16 protein-coding genes, 2 tRNA genes and 1 pseudogene are annotated in these 16794 nt (G+C 39.0%); 7 read left to right on the top strand and 12 right to left on the bottom strand.

Annotated features, from left to right (window positions below; genetic code table 11):
• A tRNA-Glu gene (locus tag HRT55_RS19780) sits at positions 1–73 on the bottom strand.
• A 103-nt stretch (positions 74–176) separates the two neighbouring features.
• A tRNA-Ala gene (locus HRT55_RS19785) sits at positions 177–252 on the bottom strand.
• A gap of 413 nt (positions 253–665) precedes the next feature.
• On the opposite strand from HRT55_RS19785, the gene yvcK reads away from it, so the two are divergent.
• Positions 666–1580, top strand: a complete 915-nt coding sequence (gene yvcK, locus HRT55_RS19790; protein WP_291624050.1) for a gluconeogenesis factor YvcK family protein — start codon at positions 666–668, stop codon at positions 1578–1580.
• A 75-nt stretch (positions 1581–1655) separates the two neighbouring features.
• Here the strand turns inward: yvcK and dcd are convergent, their stop codons facing one another.
• Both dcd and apbC read right to left on the bottom strand, forming a co-directional pair.
• Positions 1656–2246: a dCTP deaminase gene (gene dcd / locus HRT55_RS19795; protein WP_291624051.1), complete on the bottom strand. Its 591-nt coding sequence runs from the start codon at positions 2244–2246 to the stop codon at positions 1656–1658.
• Between the two features lie 39 nt (positions 2247–2285).
• Complete coding sequence (apbC, locus tag HRT55_RS19800) at positions 2286–3467, bottom strand: iron-sulfur cluster carrier protein ApbC (protein ID WP_291624052.1); 1182 nt, start codon at positions 3465–3467, stop codon at positions 2286–2288.
• 118 nt (positions 3468–3585) lie between these two features.
• Here apbC and metG point away from each other — a divergent pair, with 118 nt between their 5' ends.
• The 5 genes from metG to HRT55_RS19825 all read left to right on the top strand — a co-directional run bounded on the left by metG (position 3586) and on the right by HRT55_RS19825 (position 10308).
• Positions 3586–5742, top strand: coding sequence for a methionine--tRNA ligase (gene metG / locus HRT55_RS19805; protein ID WP_291624053.1), 2157 nt, complete (start codon positions 3586–3588; stop codon positions 5740–5742).
• Between the two features lie 463 nt (positions 5743–6205).
• The gene (locus HRT55_RS19810; protein ID WP_291624054.1) at positions 6206–8410 is read left to right on the top strand and encodes a cation:dicarboxylase symporter family transporter; all 2205 of its coding nucleotides are present in this window, start codon (positions 6206–6208) and stop codon (positions 8408–8410) included.
• A complete protein-coding gene (rcsF, locus tag HRT55_RS19815) occupies positions 8403–8810 on the top strand; it encodes an Rcs stress response system protein RcsF (protein ID WP_291624055.1) in 408 nt (135 codons plus the stop codon). The genes HRT55_RS19810 and rcsF overlap by 8 nt, the downstream gene beginning before the upstream one ends.
• 1 nt (position 8811) lies before the next feature.
• Positions 8812–9594: a tRNA (N6-threonylcarbamoyladenosine(37)-N6)-methyltransferase TrmO gene (gene tsaA / locus HRT55_RS19820; RefSeq protein ID WP_291624056.1), complete on the top strand. Its 783-nt coding sequence runs from the start codon at positions 8812–8814 to the stop codon at positions 9592–9594.
• Between the two features lie 66 nt (positions 9595–9660).
• Positions 9661–10308, top strand: coding sequence for a carbohydrate-binding family 9-like protein (locus tag HRT55_RS19825; protein ID WP_291624058.1), 648 nt, complete (start codon positions 9661–9663; stop codon positions 10306–10308).
• A gap of 161 nt (positions 10309–10469) precedes the next feature.
• Here the strand turns inward: HRT55_RS19825 and HRT55_RS19830 are convergent, their stop codons facing one another.
• The 7 genes from HRT55_RS19830 to HRT55_RS19860 form a co-directional block, all read right to left on the bottom strand.
• Positions 10470–11420, bottom strand: a complete 951-nt coding sequence (locus HRT55_RS19830) for a hypothetical protein (protein ID WP_291624060.1) — start codon at positions 11418–11420, stop codon at positions 10470–10472.
• Between the two features lie 324 nt (positions 11421–11744).
• Entirely contained in the window at positions 11745–12074 is a 330-nt protein-coding gene (locus HRT55_RS19835) for a hypothetical protein (RefSeq protein WP_291624062.1), read from the bottom strand.
• Between the two features lie 116 nt (positions 12075–12190).
• Positions 12191–12823, bottom strand: a complete 633-nt coding sequence (gene catB, locus HRT55_RS19840) for a type B chloramphenicol O-acetyltransferase (RefSeq protein WP_291624064.1) — start codon at positions 12821–12823, stop codon at positions 12191–12193.
• Between the two features lie 106 nt (positions 12824–12929).
• Positions 12930–13457: a GNAT family protein gene (locus HRT55_RS19845; protein WP_291624065.1), complete on the bottom strand. Its 528-nt coding sequence runs from the start codon at positions 13455–13457 to the stop codon at positions 12930–12932.
• Positions 13458–13528: 71 nt separating this feature from the next.
• Positions 13529–13774 carry a hypothetical protein gene (locus HRT55_RS19850; RefSeq protein WP_291624067.1) on the bottom strand — a complete coding sequence of 82 codons (246 nt, stop codon included), beginning with the start codon at positions 13772–13774 and terminating at the stop codon, positions 13529–13531.
• Between the two features lie 61 nt (positions 13775–13835).
• Positions 13836–14387, bottom strand: a complete 552-nt coding sequence (locus HRT55_RS19855) for a GNAT family N-acetyltransferase (protein ID WP_291624069.1) — start codon at positions 14385–14387, stop codon at positions 13836–13838.
• Between the two features lie 128 nt (positions 14388–14515).
• A complete protein-coding gene (locus HRT55_RS19860) occupies positions 14516–14821 on the bottom strand; it encodes an Mpo1-like protein (protein WP_291624071.1) in 306 nt (101 codons plus the stop codon).
• A 663-nt stretch (positions 14822–15484) separates the two neighbouring features.
• On the opposite strand from HRT55_RS19860, the pseudogene HRT55_RS19865 reads away from it, so the two are divergent.
• Positions 15485–15633, top strand: a pseudogene (locus HRT55_RS19865) (IS110 family transposase); the annotation flags it as partial.
• Positions 15634–15939: 306 nt separating this feature from the next.
• Here HRT55_RS19865 and HRT55_RS19870 read toward each other — a convergent pair.
• On the bottom strand, positions 15940–16794 hold an 855-nt coding region (locus HRT55_RS19870; protein WP_291624073.1), incomplete at its 5' end, for a putative Ig domain-containing protein.

The raw sequence follows: 16794 nt of genomic DNA on the forward strand, positions 1-16794 counted from the left end.
CATCCCTAAGGGGATTCGAACCCCTGTTACCGCCGTGAAAGGGCGGTGTCCTAGGCCTCTAGACGATAGGGACACAAATTAGCGTTTACATTATAAATAATATTAACAAACTAACTAAACTATCTATTCCCTGTAAATGAAAACTCAAAGAGTTAACCTAAACAAAAAACCTAATATGGTGGAGCTATGCGGGATCGAACCGCAGACCTCTTCGCTGCCAGCGAAGCGCTCTCCCAGCTGAGCTATAGCCCCGAAATATTCGAGCAATTTAATAACTGGCCTAATAGTCATCAAATTATGTTCTCAACCAGTGGACCTAACACTTGCTGAAAACGAGGCGCATTATGAGCAGCAGCCGATAAACTGTCAACACTTATTTGTAAAAAAAAGCATTTATTTAGCAAGAATTGCTTTAACTGATCGCATAATGAGCAAGATGCTCAATTATCGTCTAATTTCAACTAACTCACTGTAATGGCTGTGTAATTAATAGCCACATATAACAGCTAAACATTACTGCCCTTCCTTAATACCTGTTAGCCACCCTATTCCATCATCTGATATCTAGTTCTTATATAGAGTAAACGTTCGTTTCTTTATCTTTGTGCTATTTAACGGTATGGTTTATATAACTCCGCCATACAATAACGAAAGTAGTAAACCGTATGCAGCTCAAAAAACTTAACATAGTCGCCATTGGCGGCGGACACGGTTTAGGTCGTGTCCTCTCTACCCTCTCATTTATGGGACACCAACTCACTGGAATTGTCACCACAACAGACAACGGCGGTTCAACTGGCCGTTTAAGAAAGAGAAGCAGTACTATAGCTTGGGGCGATTTACGTAATTGCTTAACGCAATTAGTTGACGAGAACTCTATTGGTAGTCAATTATTTAATTTTCGTTTTGAAGGTGAAGATGAACTCGGTGGTCATAACCTTGGTAACTTAATCCTATACGGCTTAGGAAAAGTGCAATCAAGCCCAATGGACTCTATTAAGCTTGTGCGTCGTTTATTGCGAGTAAAAACGCAAGTATTGCCCATGTCTGAAACACCAACCGATTTAATGGCTTTCTATCCTGAGGGGCGATGTCGTCTCGGTGAGCTGTCTGTTGATGAAATGCCAATAATGCCAAAGGATTTGATGTTAGCGCCGTTAGTTAAGTCTGTGCAGCCCTGTATTGATGCCATTAATAATGCTGACCTTATTATTTTAGGTCCGGGTAGCTTCTTAACGAGTGTCGTGCCACCACTTTTAGTACGCGATATCGCCAAAGCACTAGATAAACGTAAGGGGCATTGTGTTTTCATTGATAATATAGTCGCAGAGAACAGCCCTGCCGCTAAATTAACCTTAGATGAAAAGCTTAACTGGATTGAAGATAATATTGGTTGTTTGCCAATTGACAGTGTTATTTGTCAAGATGAGCATATACATTCGGACCGGGTAAATGTAATTTGCCAAGACCTGAGCCACAATAAAGTGGCCCATCACCATGACAATGAGAAACTCATTCACGCCTTAGAAACCTGTGTAAAGCAATTTTCTAATACCGCTAAAATAGAAATAGCGAGCTGAAAGCTCGCTATTTCTTATGCTGATGCTGACTAGTTACTTAAATAAGTTAATTAGTCAGTAACATTTATAATTTATCTAAATAGTATCATCTTCGCTGATACGACTCGCCACCGCACCTTTTTGATCTTTATATTTTGCATCTTCACGTTTGTTATATGGACGTGCGGCACTTGATGACATGGTCTCAAAGTTTAATGCGGCTATTTTCATTTTTGGACGTAGCGCTAACGGCAATTTACCACTGTTATAAAACTCTAGCACTATTTGACCAGACCAACCGGGATCGATGCGATGAGCTGTTACATGTACCATTAGCCCTAAGCGTGCTAATGATGAACGGCCATCAAGCCAACCAACGATATTGTCAGGCAGTGTTACTGATTCATAAGTCACTGCCAAGGCTAATTCGCCTGGGTGTAAAAAGAAAGCATCACCATCAGCAATATAAATTTCATCACTCATGATAGAGTTCATTGCCTTTTGAACTTCAGCTTTTGGTGCACTTAAATCAATATAAGGTGCGGTATGGTCTTGAAAAACTCTAAATTCATTGCCTAAACGAATATCGACACTGACACCAGAGATCATCGAAGTCTCTGGTTTTGGCTCGATAATTATCTTTCCCTCATCAAGGCATTGTTCTATATCTTTATCACTTAATCTCATAATGGCTTTTATTGACCTTATTTGCGGTTAAAGTTGCACTTAAGCTTTTGTTGCTACTGTTGCTGTTAACGGGCTGGAATTATCACACTGTAAAAATAACTGCGCCGAAATATTACGGGCTATTTTACGGTAATGACTGGCTATTTCACCAGCGCTATTTTCAAAAACGTCTGATTCGCCCAAATCAGCGTCCTGTCGAATGGTAATATCTAAAGGTAATTGCCCTAATAACTTACTTTGTTGATCCTCTGCCATGTGTTCACCACCGGCTTCACCAAATATATGACTTTTATGACCACAGTTTTCACAGAGGTGATAACTCATGTTTTCAACAATACCTAATACCGGTACCTTAACCTTATCGAACATGGCGATACCTTTAACAGCATCAATTAAGGCGATATCTTGTGGTGTCGTTACTATTACAGCAGCGGCCACTGGCACCTTTTGCGCCAAGGTCAGTTGAATATCCCCGGTACCCGGTGGCATATCTATTAATAAGTAATCGAGCTCTGGCCAATCTGTTTCATTTAACAGTTGATTGAAAGCAGAGCTTGCCATTGGTCCACGCCAAACGGTGGCATCGGCTTCATCGACTAAAAAACCAATCGACATAGCACTTATGCCATTGGCATTAAGCGGCGTCATCAGCTTGCCATCACTCGAGCTAGGCTTTTCATTTTTAAGACCAAGCATGGCAGGTATTGACGGGCCATATATATCAGCATCTAAAATGCCAACTTTAGCGCCCTCAGCCATTAAGGCATAAGCAAGGTTAACCGTAGTAGTTGATTTACCTACCCCACCCTTACCTGATGCAATGGCGATAATATTGGCAACCCTTCCTTGAGGTAAAGAGCCTTGGACACTAGTCCCTTTTACTTTACCAAGCGTAAACTGACGCACAGGCTTAATATCAAGCTGGATTCTAAAAGTAACGGTTTTAGATAAATGTTCACTTAGCGTTTCGGCAATTAAATCTAATTCACCTTGGCAAACAAATGGCATGGTTAAATTGATAGTAATAGCCTGCTGTACTTCAATGGCTAGCTGATGACAAACAGCGAGGAGACCTTGGGGGAAATTATCAGAAACATAATGGCTTAAGGTTTCTCTAATAAGCGGTTCAATATCACTGTCATTAACGGTTTCGTCACCGGTTTTTGTCACTGTTTTACTGGTTTTTTTTGAGAATAATTTACTCAACGTTTTACTAAACATGGGAACTTAGCAGCCTTTATATGAGAAATAGAGAAATTAGTTGCATTCAACTAATGAAAATCATCGCTAAATTCTGTACTATTGCCGACATTATTACCATCAAAAACAACTATTTTTCATGTCTGACACTACTTTATCTGAAGCTACAGCAAACATTACTGCGCAATCATCACAAAACGCTTTACAACAAAAGCGTAAAATCCTTGTTACTTGCGCCCTGCCATATGCCAATGGTTCTATCCATTTAGGGCATATGCTAGAGCACATTCAAACCGATATTTGGGTACGTTTTCAACGAATGCGTGGACATGAAACCTATTTTGTCTGTGCTGATGATGCTCACGGCACACCGATTATGCTAAAAGCGCAAGAGCTAGGCATAACACCGGAAGAAATGATCAAGGGTGTGCGTGAAGAGCGTATTAAAGACTTTAGTGATTTTCACATCAGTTTTGATAATTACCATACAACCCACAGTGATGAAAACAAAGCCTTCTCAGAAGAGATATACAACCGTTTACATGCGAAGGGCCATATTAAAACCCGTGTTATTTCTCAGTTATATGATCCTGAAAAAGGCATGTTCTTGGCTGACCGTTTTATTAAAGGCACTTGCCCAAAATGTAAAAGTGAAGATGAAAACGGTGATAGCTGTGACAACTGTGGTGCTACTTATTCACCAACAGAAGTACTAAACCCACGTTCTGCTATTTCAGGCGCTACCCCGATATTAAAAGATTCAGAGCATTACTTCTTCGATTTACCTGCTTTTGAAACCATGTTAGCAGACTGGATTCGCTCTGGTACCCTACAAGAAGAAGTGGCTAATAAACTAAATGAATGGTTCGAGCAAGGTTTAAAACAGTGGGATATCAGCCGAGACGCGCCTTATTTTGGTTTTGAAATACCCAATGCTCCAGGTAAGTTTTTCTACGTCTGGTTAGATGCACCGTGTGGTTACATGGGCAGCTTTAAAAACTTATGTGATAAAGAAAATATCGACTTTGACAGCTATTGGAATAAAGACTCCGATGCCGAGCTTTATCACTTTATCGGTAAAGACATTATTAATTTCCACAGCTTATTTTGGCCTGCCATGTTAGAAGGCGCGGATTTCCGCAAACCTACGGCTGTTTTCGCTCATGGTTTTGTTACCGTGAACGGCGAAAAAATGTCTAAATCAAAAGGTACTTTTATTAAAGCCAATACCTATTTAGCGCATTTAAACCCGGAATACTTACGTTATTACTACGCAACTAAACTGACACACAAAATTGATGATTTAGATTTAAATCTTGAAGATTTTGTCCAACGTGTAAATTCTGATTTAGTGGGTAAAGTGGTTAATATCGCCTCACGCTGTGCTAGCTTTATTTATAAACGTTTTGATGGCATGTTATCAACTAACATTGATAATCAAGAATTAGCTGATGAAGTAATGGCTGCCGGTGATAGCATTGCTGCCCATTATGAAGCGCGTGATTTTGGTCGTGGTATGCGTGAAATCATGGCACTAGCTGATAAAGTAAATGAATATATCGCGGTGAAAGAACCGTGGCAGTTAGTTAAAGACGAAACTAAGCAACAAGAAGTGCAAGATATTTGCTCGCTTGGTATTAACATGTTCCGCACACTAATGATTTACCTAAAGCCGGTACTTCCTGTACTTGCCGATTGCACGGCTGCATTCTTAAATGATGAGCTAACGTGGGAAGGTCATAAAACATTATTAACAGATCATAAAATCAACAAGTTTAAAGCGTTATTACAACGTGTTGATATGGATAAAGTTAATGCGATGACTGAAGCGTCAAAAGATAGCTTAGCCGGCGCTGAAGAAGATAAGAAGTCAACCAAGAAAAAGAAAGCCGCTAAACCAAGTAAAGTAGTCGATAATTCTGCTGCACTTGCAGATCCGTTAGCAGCTGATCCTATCTCTGAAGAAATTAGCTTCGATGATTTTGCTAAAATTGATTTACGTATCGCTAAAATTGTTAATGCTGAACATGTTGAAAAAGCAGACAAGTTACTTAAATTAACCTTAGCTTTAGATGAAGAAGGCAAAGAGACACGCCAAGTATTTGCCGGTATTAAATCAGCTTACCAGCCAGAAGACTTAATTGGCAAACATACGGTAATGGTAGCAAACTTAGCACCACGTAAAATGCGTTTTGGTCTGTCTGAAGGCATGGTACTTGCTGCCGGCCCTGGTGGTAAAGACTTATGGATATTAAATCCAGACGATGGCGCGATAGCAGGCATGCGCGTTAAATAACTTAAATTAGTTATTTAATACATCAGTTTTATACCCGTTATCATTCAAAGTGCTCGATTTCAGTGGGAGTTTAAATGACTTTAGGCAAGGAGAAGAACGTAAACATAGCAAGCTATATTTACGTTCTTTAACGCCGCATAAAGTCATTTAAAACACATCGCAGAAGCGCTTGAGTAAGCTCACTTCTTCGTTGCTGTGATTTATAAGGGATGACCATTATCTCATCACAGCGCCTTGAATTGAAAATACTCAAGCACTCTGAAACATGCATCTTGAGTGGTAACGGGTATGACCATTAAAAAAGGTATCAATAGTATTGATACCTTTTTTGGTTTTTATCTGCAACTGTTACTTGCTAAAGCACTTACTCCAAAAAAACATTAACATTTAGCTGCAACTGCTCCTGAACAAATAGCGTACTATCTCTCATTTAACAGTCATTTAATTAAAGGTAATAAGCACATTGATAACTAGATTGAAGCGTTTAATTAGTCAAATACCTTTATCGGTCAGCATCATTTTCGCCATGATAGTCGGCTTAACATTAGGCACACTATCAGGCACAGTTTATGGCGGTGTTGATGAACTGGCCAATGCCTTTGTAATGCTATTGCAGATGACTGCTTTGCCCTATATTGTCTTATCACTTATTGTCGGTATTGGCGGCTTAAATCCAGCGAAAGTCACTAAAACCTTAAAGATCAGTCTGCTCATTTTAATGAGCTTATCAGCAGCAGTACTCGCATTTATCTTACTTGCTCCCATCGCTTTTCCAGACTGGCAGAGTGCTGATTTTTATAGTATTAATACCATAAGTACAACACCAGAATTTGATATAATCTCATTATTTATCCCAACCAATCCTTTTTATGCCTTAGCTAATGGCTTAATACCCAGCGTAGTGTTGTTTAGTATTTTTATTGGTATTGGTTTAATAAAGGTGAAAGAGAAGAAACGGACCTTAGCGGTATTAACTGGCTTAAACAGTGCAGTAGTTAATGTTAGTAATATGGTCATGCGCTTTGCGCCAATAGGGATATTTTGTATAGCCCAGCGAGCCGCCTCCACAGTAGATAGCGCTCAGTTAGACGGTTTACAAGTGTATATAGTGACTGCTGCCGTGTTAGTGTTTTTACTGAGCTTTATTATCCTGCCAGCCATTGTTGCTACCATTACCCCCTTTAGCTATCGCCAAATATTGGCCAGCTCGCGCCAAGCGATGATCACCGCATTTGCCACCGGCAGCTTCTTTGTAGTTATCCCTATTATTGTTGAAAAAGCAAAACAACTGATAGAACAAATGCCAAGCTCAGCTAATAGCAATAGTCATAAGCTCGCTAAACAAGATGCCAGTAATATGCCGAGTATCATGGTACCTATCTGCTTTAGCTTACCTGTCGGTGGCAAGCTGTTGGCATTATTGTTTACCCTATTTGCCGCTTGGTTTTCTGGCTCACAAGTCAATAGTGGTGATTACCTGCAGTTATTAGTGGCCGGTATCCCGCAACTATTTGGTAGCACCACCATTGCTATCCCTAGTTTATTAGAACTTTTTAATGTCCCTGGTTCATTGTTCGATTTATTCTTAGTCGCTGAAAACATCATTGTTGGCCGCCTTAATGCCCTGCTGAGTGTTATCTTTGCTATTTGTTTAGTCTTGCTTATTGCCGCCAGTATGTTGAGAAGCTTCACCTTTAAGTGGCGTTCATTTAGTGGTTACTTATTACTGCTACCACTAATCTCTATCATGGCGTTTCTTGCATTACGTTTTACCTTCGATGCTATAAGTTACCAATACCAAGGTTATGATAAATTTATCGAAAGAGACTTTGTTATGCTCGATGTTAAAGCTAAGGTATTAACTGAGCCTAAATTATCTGACCGAAGTATCTTTGAAAAAAACAACGTCTTAGACCGAGTAAAACAACGCGGTTTTATTCGTGTTGGGTATTTTCGTGATGACTTACCGTACACTTTTCATAACCATGAAGGAAAACTGGTCGGCTTTGACATCGAGATCATTAACTTATTAGCCGATGATTTAGGTGTATCAGTCGAATTTGTCCGCATTTTCCATAGCCAAGCAAAAGAACTGCTTTCTTCCGGCTATTTAGACATGACTACCGGTATGCCCGTAACACCAAAGAATATGAGGGAATATACACTTACAGTACCGTACTCGAGTCAGTCGATGGCATTTCTGGTGAAAGATGATCGCCGCAAAGAGTTTAGTGATTGGCAAAGTATTTTTTCCCGCGATGATTTGATCATCGGTATTCCTGAAATTTTTTACAGTGAGAATATTGTTCGTCGTTACTTTGAAAAAGCAACGGTATGGGAAATATCCACGCCAAGGTTATTTTTTAGAGAAGAGTACCAGAATATTGATGCTATGTTATTCGGCGCAGCAACGGCATCCGCTTGGACGCTAATCAACCCAGAATACACAGTAATCGTACCCAAGCCCGCTAGACCTGATATATCAATGGCTTTTGCCATTAATACCAATGACAATACCTTTGAGATCTTCATGCGCAATTGGATTATGATGATGCAGAAGAATCATACCATTGAGCAATTATTTCATTACTGGATAGCGGGTAAACAGCCTAAAAGCCTATTAAAATTCTCCCAAATGGCTAAAGACAAGGAAAAAAAACATGACTAAGCAATTAACGACACAAGTGCTAGCACTTTTAATGGTAATACCAACTATAGCAAGCTGTACTGGTAACTACACTTTTGAAAGTAACGTTAAGCCAGATAATGCCACAGAGTACTTTAGTGCCAGTAAGGTTAAAATTTTTAATGACGAAAGCGAATTTATGTCAAGCTTTAAGTATGTAGGTCTAGTTGAAGGCGATGATTGCCAAAAAGAGCAACACCTTGCGCCACCTGATGTTATTAACGCTCGTACCCAAGCAAGACAAGTGGCTTTCAAACAACAAGCTAATGCAGTTATTTTTACCAGTTGTGTTGATATTGAAACCAAGCACTGTGTCGCACAAGTAGTTTGTTACGGTAAAGCCTATCAGTTAGGGGCTCCTCATGAGCCAATAGAGCAATAAAATGTCAAAAACGTGTGATATCACTCATCCGCTAAAGATTTTTAAATTTGATGCCATAGCTTTGATAGAGTCACCTTATCAAGAGAAGTTTGCCATACCGCGTCAACCGAACTTAGTCAGTGCTGCCAAAGGTAGAGTTGTGCTCATTGGTGACGCCAATAATAGTGAGCTAGTCCGTGATATTGAGCAGTTTAGCCACTTATGGCTGCTTTTTGTTTTTCATGGCACACAAGCCCAAGGCTGGAAACCATTGGTTCGGCCGCCACGCCTTGGTGGCAATGTAAAAACAGGTGTATTGGCGACACGTTCCACCTTTAGACCAAATCCTATTGGCATGTCCGTAGTCAAGCTTGATAAAGTTACCACGATAAATAAACAAACTATATTACATATTTCAGGGTTAGACTTACTGCACGGCACTCCCATTGTTGATATCAAACCTTATGTGCCCTATTCCGATGCCATTATTGATGCCAACGCAGGGTTTGCCCAACAGCAACCAGAAGCAGGTTTATCCGTAGTGTTTAGTGAGCAAGCACAAGCTGATTTAACCCAATACCAAGTAATAGCTAAAACTCCACCTGAAGCAAAAGCAGAAAATCAATATGGGGAGTTAGCCTTATTAATTGAGCAAGTTTTACGGCAAGATCCGCGCCCTGCCTATAAACAAGGCAAAGCAGATGATAAGGTTTATGGCATGAGCTTATATGATTTGAATATTCAGTGGCAATTAACCGCCTTGGATAGTGTATTAGTGCTCAACATTACTCAATCCAGCAAGTAACCTAGCAACTAACGTAAAGACATCATTTATAGCGTTAACTTAAAGATTTACTTTAAAGGGATCATCATGAGCCAATATACTATTAAGAAAACAGCTACAATCCACAACGCAGCTAGTTTTAGCCCAGATTGGCAAGCAATAACTGCCATAGCCATTAACAATTTCCCTTGGTATCAAGCAGGTGCTAAACAAGACACACAAGTAAAACTTAGCGCCACTGAAGACACTTTATTCATACAAATTATTGCCCAAGACAACTACAGCTATGCCAAGCAATCTGAGCTAAATCATATGCTAATTTGTCAAGATTCTTGTGTAGAGTTTTTCTTCAGCCCGTCTGGCGTATTGGGCAGCAGTTATGTCAATTTAGAAGTTAATTGTTGCGGCACGCTACACCTAGCTTATGGTGCTGGCCGTGATAAACGTCAATTTATCAGCCTAGAAGCGGCAAGCTTAATACAGCGTAAGTCGAGTATTAGCAGTCCGGTAAAATTCGAAACTGAAGATGATAAAGAATGGATCGTTGAAATAGCTCTACCTTTCTCAGCTATCGAGCAACTAACTGGCGAAAACGTCAATAAAGATAAATGGTTTGCTAACTTCTATCGTTGTGGCGGTAGAACAGAGCCACAATACGCGGTATGGAATAATATAGATGTGCCTGAGCCTGATTATCATAGACCTGAGCACTTTGGTACATTAGTATTTATTTAAGCTTTTTATCGCTGTTATCTCAATTTCTTACAGATATATGGCTCTTAATATCTAAGGGGAGCTGCGATAAAGGATGACATTGCAGCTAGTTCGTTAGGTAGTTAGGCTACCTAGCACTCTCCGTTACGTCATTACCGTCTGCTGATAAAAACATACCAAGACTAATTTCCAATTGAATATAAGGTACCGTTGGCTTTAATTATTGCTAACCACTCTGCAGACATTGCAAATGCATTTTCAATTTCTTCTGACGTTAACTGCGAGTGCAGCTTTTGTTGATAGCGCGAATACCGGTCATAGGTTTTGTTGCTCTGAGTAAGTTCAAGAATTAAATGATTAAAGGCAAAGGATTTAGCATAACCATTTCCGCCAAGCTTTTGTGACCGGTTCATACCAGAAAGCCGGGCTAATGCGCTGATACTGCCGTGTTGGGCTGCTCGTTCCAAAAATCCAACTTTCTGCTCAATAAAGTTGTCGCGCATTATTATAAACTCTTCTCGTTCAAGATCTTGGTAACCCTGGGACTCCATAAAGAACTCTGCAGTGGTTCTACCAATAACTTCCTGTGCGGCTACGTAACCATTATTTGCCGCTGCTGCTGAGTAACTATAAAACTGCGTACGTTGTTTTTGCTCAATGCCCGCACAGTACTGATATTTTTCTGTAATCCTAGCCACAGCGACTTCGCTATCACTAAATTCATAAACTTGCTCTAGCTTCTGCTCAAGTGCAATGTCATCGATAGGACTGCTAAAACAATACCTAAGATTCATAGAGAGAATATAACTTGCTTCATTATCTCCATTTTCTGCAGCGCTAATAAGCTTTTCGAGCTGAACGACTAAGTTTTCAGCAAACTTCCAGTTAGGTCTATGCATAACGACCATTTGACCTTTTTGAGTGTCAGTACCTTCTATTGCAGTGACTATAGCAGTGCTAATGATCTCTTCAGCGTTGACTGGTGTTTTAAGGGTTTGATTAGTTGCAGAGCTAACTTCAATATTCGGCGAAGCTTGTATTGATGCGCCATCAGTAAAGTTTAAGAGAAATGTGGTTAAGCAAGTGATCAAAATTATGAATAAAATCGAAAATTTAATTCTGCGTGCAGTCATGAAATTCGTGTGTCCTTACATCAGTTCCGTAATTAAGTCTAAGTGTCTAGCTACATTTTAATTTTGTATTTAAGAATGAGTGTGTTGTATAGCGGCAAAGCTTAAAACAAAATATGAGTACATACAAGAACTCGCTCTGGCACTTTTTCTGTTCTTAACACCACCTAGCCTCATGACTAATTGTCGGAATAGCTACCGTTAGCTATTACAGCTAATTGGACAGATTGGCTTGTGATTAGAACTAATACTTCTTCCTGAAGCTAACTCCCACTTAATGACACGATAATAAGTTGCTAAAATAGCGACGCAGGAGAAAAAAAACGGTTATTTGTCCTGATTTTTTTTCTTGTTCTGAAGCTTTGTTCCAAAGAGTTTTTTTAAACAGGTAATCACAGCGACACAACTGGTAACTACAATGAACTGGCCAAACAATAACATGAATAGCTTTGGCCAAAAATTAACTTCCTCAGTAAATATTGGGTGCCAAAAGTAAGTAAGTGTTAAGTTTCCAGGAAATAGAAATATTTGATATCCTGGTAATGACCCACCAAAAATAGCCCATAAATTCCAGCTTAGAGTAAATGCAACTAACCCTATAATCATGGCAATCAAACCAGAGTAAATAGCAACATTGACAGATTTAGAAATATTCATATAGTCCTATTAAGGTGTAGACCAACGCAAACCTGAACCTTCAGTAACGCACCATAATCACTAAATTATCTAGAGTAAAAAATGCCACGCGTTGGCTGTCAGCTTAAAACAGATTGCTATAAGCGTACTAACGTTTTCCAATAATCATAAAGACCATCGATATTAGAAGAGCACATTAAGCTCATTGCACCCTTAATTTTTTGATCACTCCACTCCCACCATTTCATTTCCAATAGCTGAGACATTTCACCTTCAGTGAATCTGTAGCGGATATGTTTTGCCGGGTTAGAACCTACAATTGAATATGGCGCAACATCTTTAGTGACGACGGCACGACTTGCGATAATGGCACCATCCCCCACTGATACGCCGCTCATAATCATGGCTTCTGTGCCAATCCACACATCGTTACCAATAACAGTATCACCCGAACTGACAAAACCATCTTGAGCGTCAGAAAAGTTTTCATTGTCTTGATAGAAGAATGGAAATGTACTGACCCAATTATTTTGATGCCCTTGATTACCTGCCATCATAAACACAGCGCCCGAACCGATTGAACAGTAACTACCGATAATTAACTTATCAATATCTGTCCTGTCAGCGAGCAAATAACGCGCACAATCATCGAAGCTATGATTATGATAATATCCAGAGTAGTAACTGTGCTCACCTACTATGATATTTGGATTCGTCACTTGCTCTTTCAGAGACTTACCCACAAAAGGGCTTTCGAAATAATTATTCAACTTAATTCCTCTTGGAACCAATGCCTAATTGTGAGGCTAAAAATAGTAAGTTATATAAGCAACGACGGAGCAATATTTTAATAATTGTCCACCTCAGGGCGTGTTGTTATAAAGCCGATTTGCACAAACCGTATGCATAAGAATCTATGTATTGATTATTAATTAATATATGTTCCTTAAAACAACCTTCTCGAATAAAGCCTAACTTTTCTAATACGCAATATGACGCGGCATTGTGAACAGAACAAAATGCTACTAATTTATTTAGCTGTAACTCCTTAAATGCATAATTTTTAAGTAGCTTCAATGCACTACTAGTTATACCTCGTCTTTGAACGTCACTCTTCAAAATAAAACCAACTTCTGCAGTTTTAGTCTCATGGTTCAGTATTTTAAGTGCAATCCAGCCAATTTTGTCACCACATGCTATGTCAGTGATGGGCAATGTACACCATCCATCACTTTTTATATTCCATGGTCGCGACCTAATTTCAAATGCTTTTTTTGCTTCATCATAGGTAAGTGTTTTAGATACATGCTTCATGATTTTTGAGCAAGTTAATATTTCTATAAAAAACTCAAAATCCGATTCACCAAGTGGCGATAGCTTTATTCTTTCATCCGAGAGTTGCACGATAATCCCTTAGGCTTTATAACGCTCACGTTAATAGACTTTTTGTCATGGGTAAGACACTGATAAGTTGACTATAAAAAACTGAGCAACAATAGTAAACCTATAATTGCAGCAGAAAATAATAGATATTTACCAAAAGTAGAATTATCTTTGAGTGTTTCTTGATGCTGGGCCTTGAGTTGCGCTAATTGAGTGCTATTAAGTCCAGTGCAATGGTCACATTGTTCTAATGATTCTGGGTAATATAATTCACACCTGTCACAGCGTTTTTTCTTCGGCTGTTTAGCTCGCCATGCTAGGCTCATACCTACCGACATGACAACTCCTTTTTGTGCACATTAAACTGTTAGTTATGAAGTACCTGCCAGACGTATTACTTCATATGCTTATGACTTTAGGCCTAAGTAAGAAGCCAATAATACTACCAAAAAGGTTCTTGTACATTGCTTCTATTTCTCTTTTACTGATACTGCCACCAAATATAAGCATCTCAAGCTTCTCTCCAGGCTCTTTCACAATATACCCTGATGAGCAGAAGCCGTTTTTTTCATAAAAACCTTTACGCTTGACTCTTTGCGGGTAATTTTTTTCTTTCTTATCAAGCTGTTCAATGTTCAGTACAATTCTTTTTCCGGAGTGCGTAACTTTCAACGAATCCATTACTTTACTGCCATATCCACCTGAGCGGCAGGATTCCGATATAGCTAAAAAGTGTACCAATACAATGTCTAAATACTCAGTGGTATAAATGAGGCCAATCCATGTATCATTTGCATAAAGAACGTTAAAGCCAACCTTACCTTTTCTCAGTTTAAACCTAAGAAACCAGGTAGGAATATGTTGAGCGGTGGTAAACGCACTCTTATACAGATCGATAACTTTTGCGTAGTTATGGTCATATTGAGTTAGCGGACGGAGATTAATGCTCATATGTAATTCTCATAAAGCCGCCATAAACGGCAAATCAATCATTAATTAAATAAACGACGAAGGAGCAAAACAAACTATTACTTTGCCCTTCTTAAACGGCTTATTATATGCGGATTACGCAACTGTAGTTAGAACTTAATTTTACCTATTACGATATCCCTAAACATAACCCAGTCACCTATAAAGCTGTATATTGGATATACAAAAGTAGCAGGTCTATTTTTTTCAAATATAAAATGTCCGATCCAAGCGAAACCATAGCCAATCAAAGGCATGAACAACAATAAATATAGCCCTCCGAACACTGCAACATAAAAAATTAACAATAGAATTATACAAGAACCAACAAAATGAAGTCGACGACATATCTGGTTAGTATGCTGACTTAGGTAAAACGGATAAAACTCGGTAAAATTTTTATATTTCTTTGACATAAGACCCGCCTTGAATGTTTACAGTATTGGTGTCGGATATAAAAACATATAAGCTTATTATGAATACGGCACTGGAATATCAGTTCCATAACATTTAATGATTTTTGATTAATATCCCATAATTTCAAAGTATTAGAAACTACAAAGTTATAATATTGGTCAAACTTAGGATATAGATTGGCAGTATCAGTAATGACCGCTCTAATAACATTGTCAATCCAGTTTTTTCATAGGATCAACCTGCTTAGTCAACTGGTTGATGTTTGTTACTAAGACTTCTCTGTAATGTGACATGATTTATTCATTAGAATATATACGAAGAAAAATTAAGGCTCACTTTACCACAAAGTAGAAGTTTAGCATGTGAAGGTAAGTCTGATTAAGATTATATTTTGTATCGATAACGCCCCAATAAAAGCCAAGCTGTTATTTGTCCACTTTGATCGGCTTGTATCGATAATAAAGCCATAAAAAATTATTATTTAAACCAGTTTCGGGTAATGTGAGGCCCAAGATTTGGCTGCTACCAAAGCCATTTCATGCTGTATTTCGATGATAGGCTGGCTCACCGATAACAAGTACGAACGCCGTATAAAAACCCAAGCACTAAACTCGGATAATCAACTGGCCCTCGAGGCCGAATTAGCAAGGCAGAGTCCGCGTATTAGGAATAGAAAAAATAATCAAAATGAAATTAACGTCGGTGTTGATACCAGTAAAACACAACTCGATATCTACAGACGACCTTTAGATATTTCATCGTAACCAACGATGAAAAAGGGATTAATAAAGCGATTAGGGAGATAAAAAAACAAGCCATAACGGATAAATTAGATGCCATATTAATTGCCTGAAACTTAAAAAAATAGAACATCCTACTAACAAACAGAAAGCAAATTTCAAATAAAAAACGTAAAGGTAAAAACCAAAAATGTCACTTTCATTGGTAGCACCTACAGTGCAATTTTATTTACGCATATATTGGTTAAAAAACATCACAGAAACGTCACCATATACCGCTTAACTACTTTTGACTCATAGTATATCTAATGTTGCCTAGTAGGCTGAATCGATTGTTAATAACATGAAGAGATAATTATTGTTCATAATAGATTTATCTAATTTTCATACACTTGAACATTACTAAAGCGACTATCTCCAGTCGGGTTACTGACATCATGGTCCATAACAAACAGCAAGTAGTTCATCACGCCAGTATAGTACTGTCCAACAGGGATAACATAATGCTGCACACTGCCATTACCGCTATAGTTATCAAAATCGACAATACCCACTGATTGTGTTCCGTATAACTTAAACAGCCTATTGAGACTTAAGGTAAGGTCATTTTCAAAACCAATCGCATGAATTTCACCTTGCACGTTACTGGCAAAGTCGAATTCTACTATTGTGTCTGGGGTAACCGTGTAGGGGAAATTAATCTGTTGCCAGCGATTTCCGGTTAAATGTAAGGTTTTGCCATTACCTTCTATTGTCACGCTACCGTCGCCATCTTGTGAGTCAAAACCGCCTAAAGTATGATTATTAAAATCAATCTGTGGATTATTACTGGCCGTTGAAACCGTTATCGAATAATTTTGCACATCACTGCCTTGTGTATTAGTGGCCATAATTTCGATAGGGTGATCACCTTCTTGGCTACTGTTAGGTGTCCAGCTGACTAGCCCTGAAGGCGTTATCGTCATGCCACTAGGAAATTGGCTGAGGCTAAAGGTAATTGGTGCGGTACCTGAGGCTTCGACCATACTGTCACTGTCATAGCTATAGGGCACATCGATGGTTGCCACTGAGGTGGGTGAGGAGGTTATAGTGGCTGGTGAAGGCAGCTGTATTGCTTCATAGACTTGAACATTACTAAAACGACTATCGCCGGTTGGGTTACTGACATCATGGTCCATAACAAACAGCAAGTAGTTCATCACGCCAGTATAGTACTGTCCAACAGGGATAAC

Origin of the sequence: Colwellia sp. (assembly GCF_013214175.1) — a bacterium.
In the GTDB taxonomy this organism is placed as follows: Bacteria; Pseudomonadota; Gammaproteobacteria; order Enterobacterales; family Alteromonadaceae; genus Colwellia.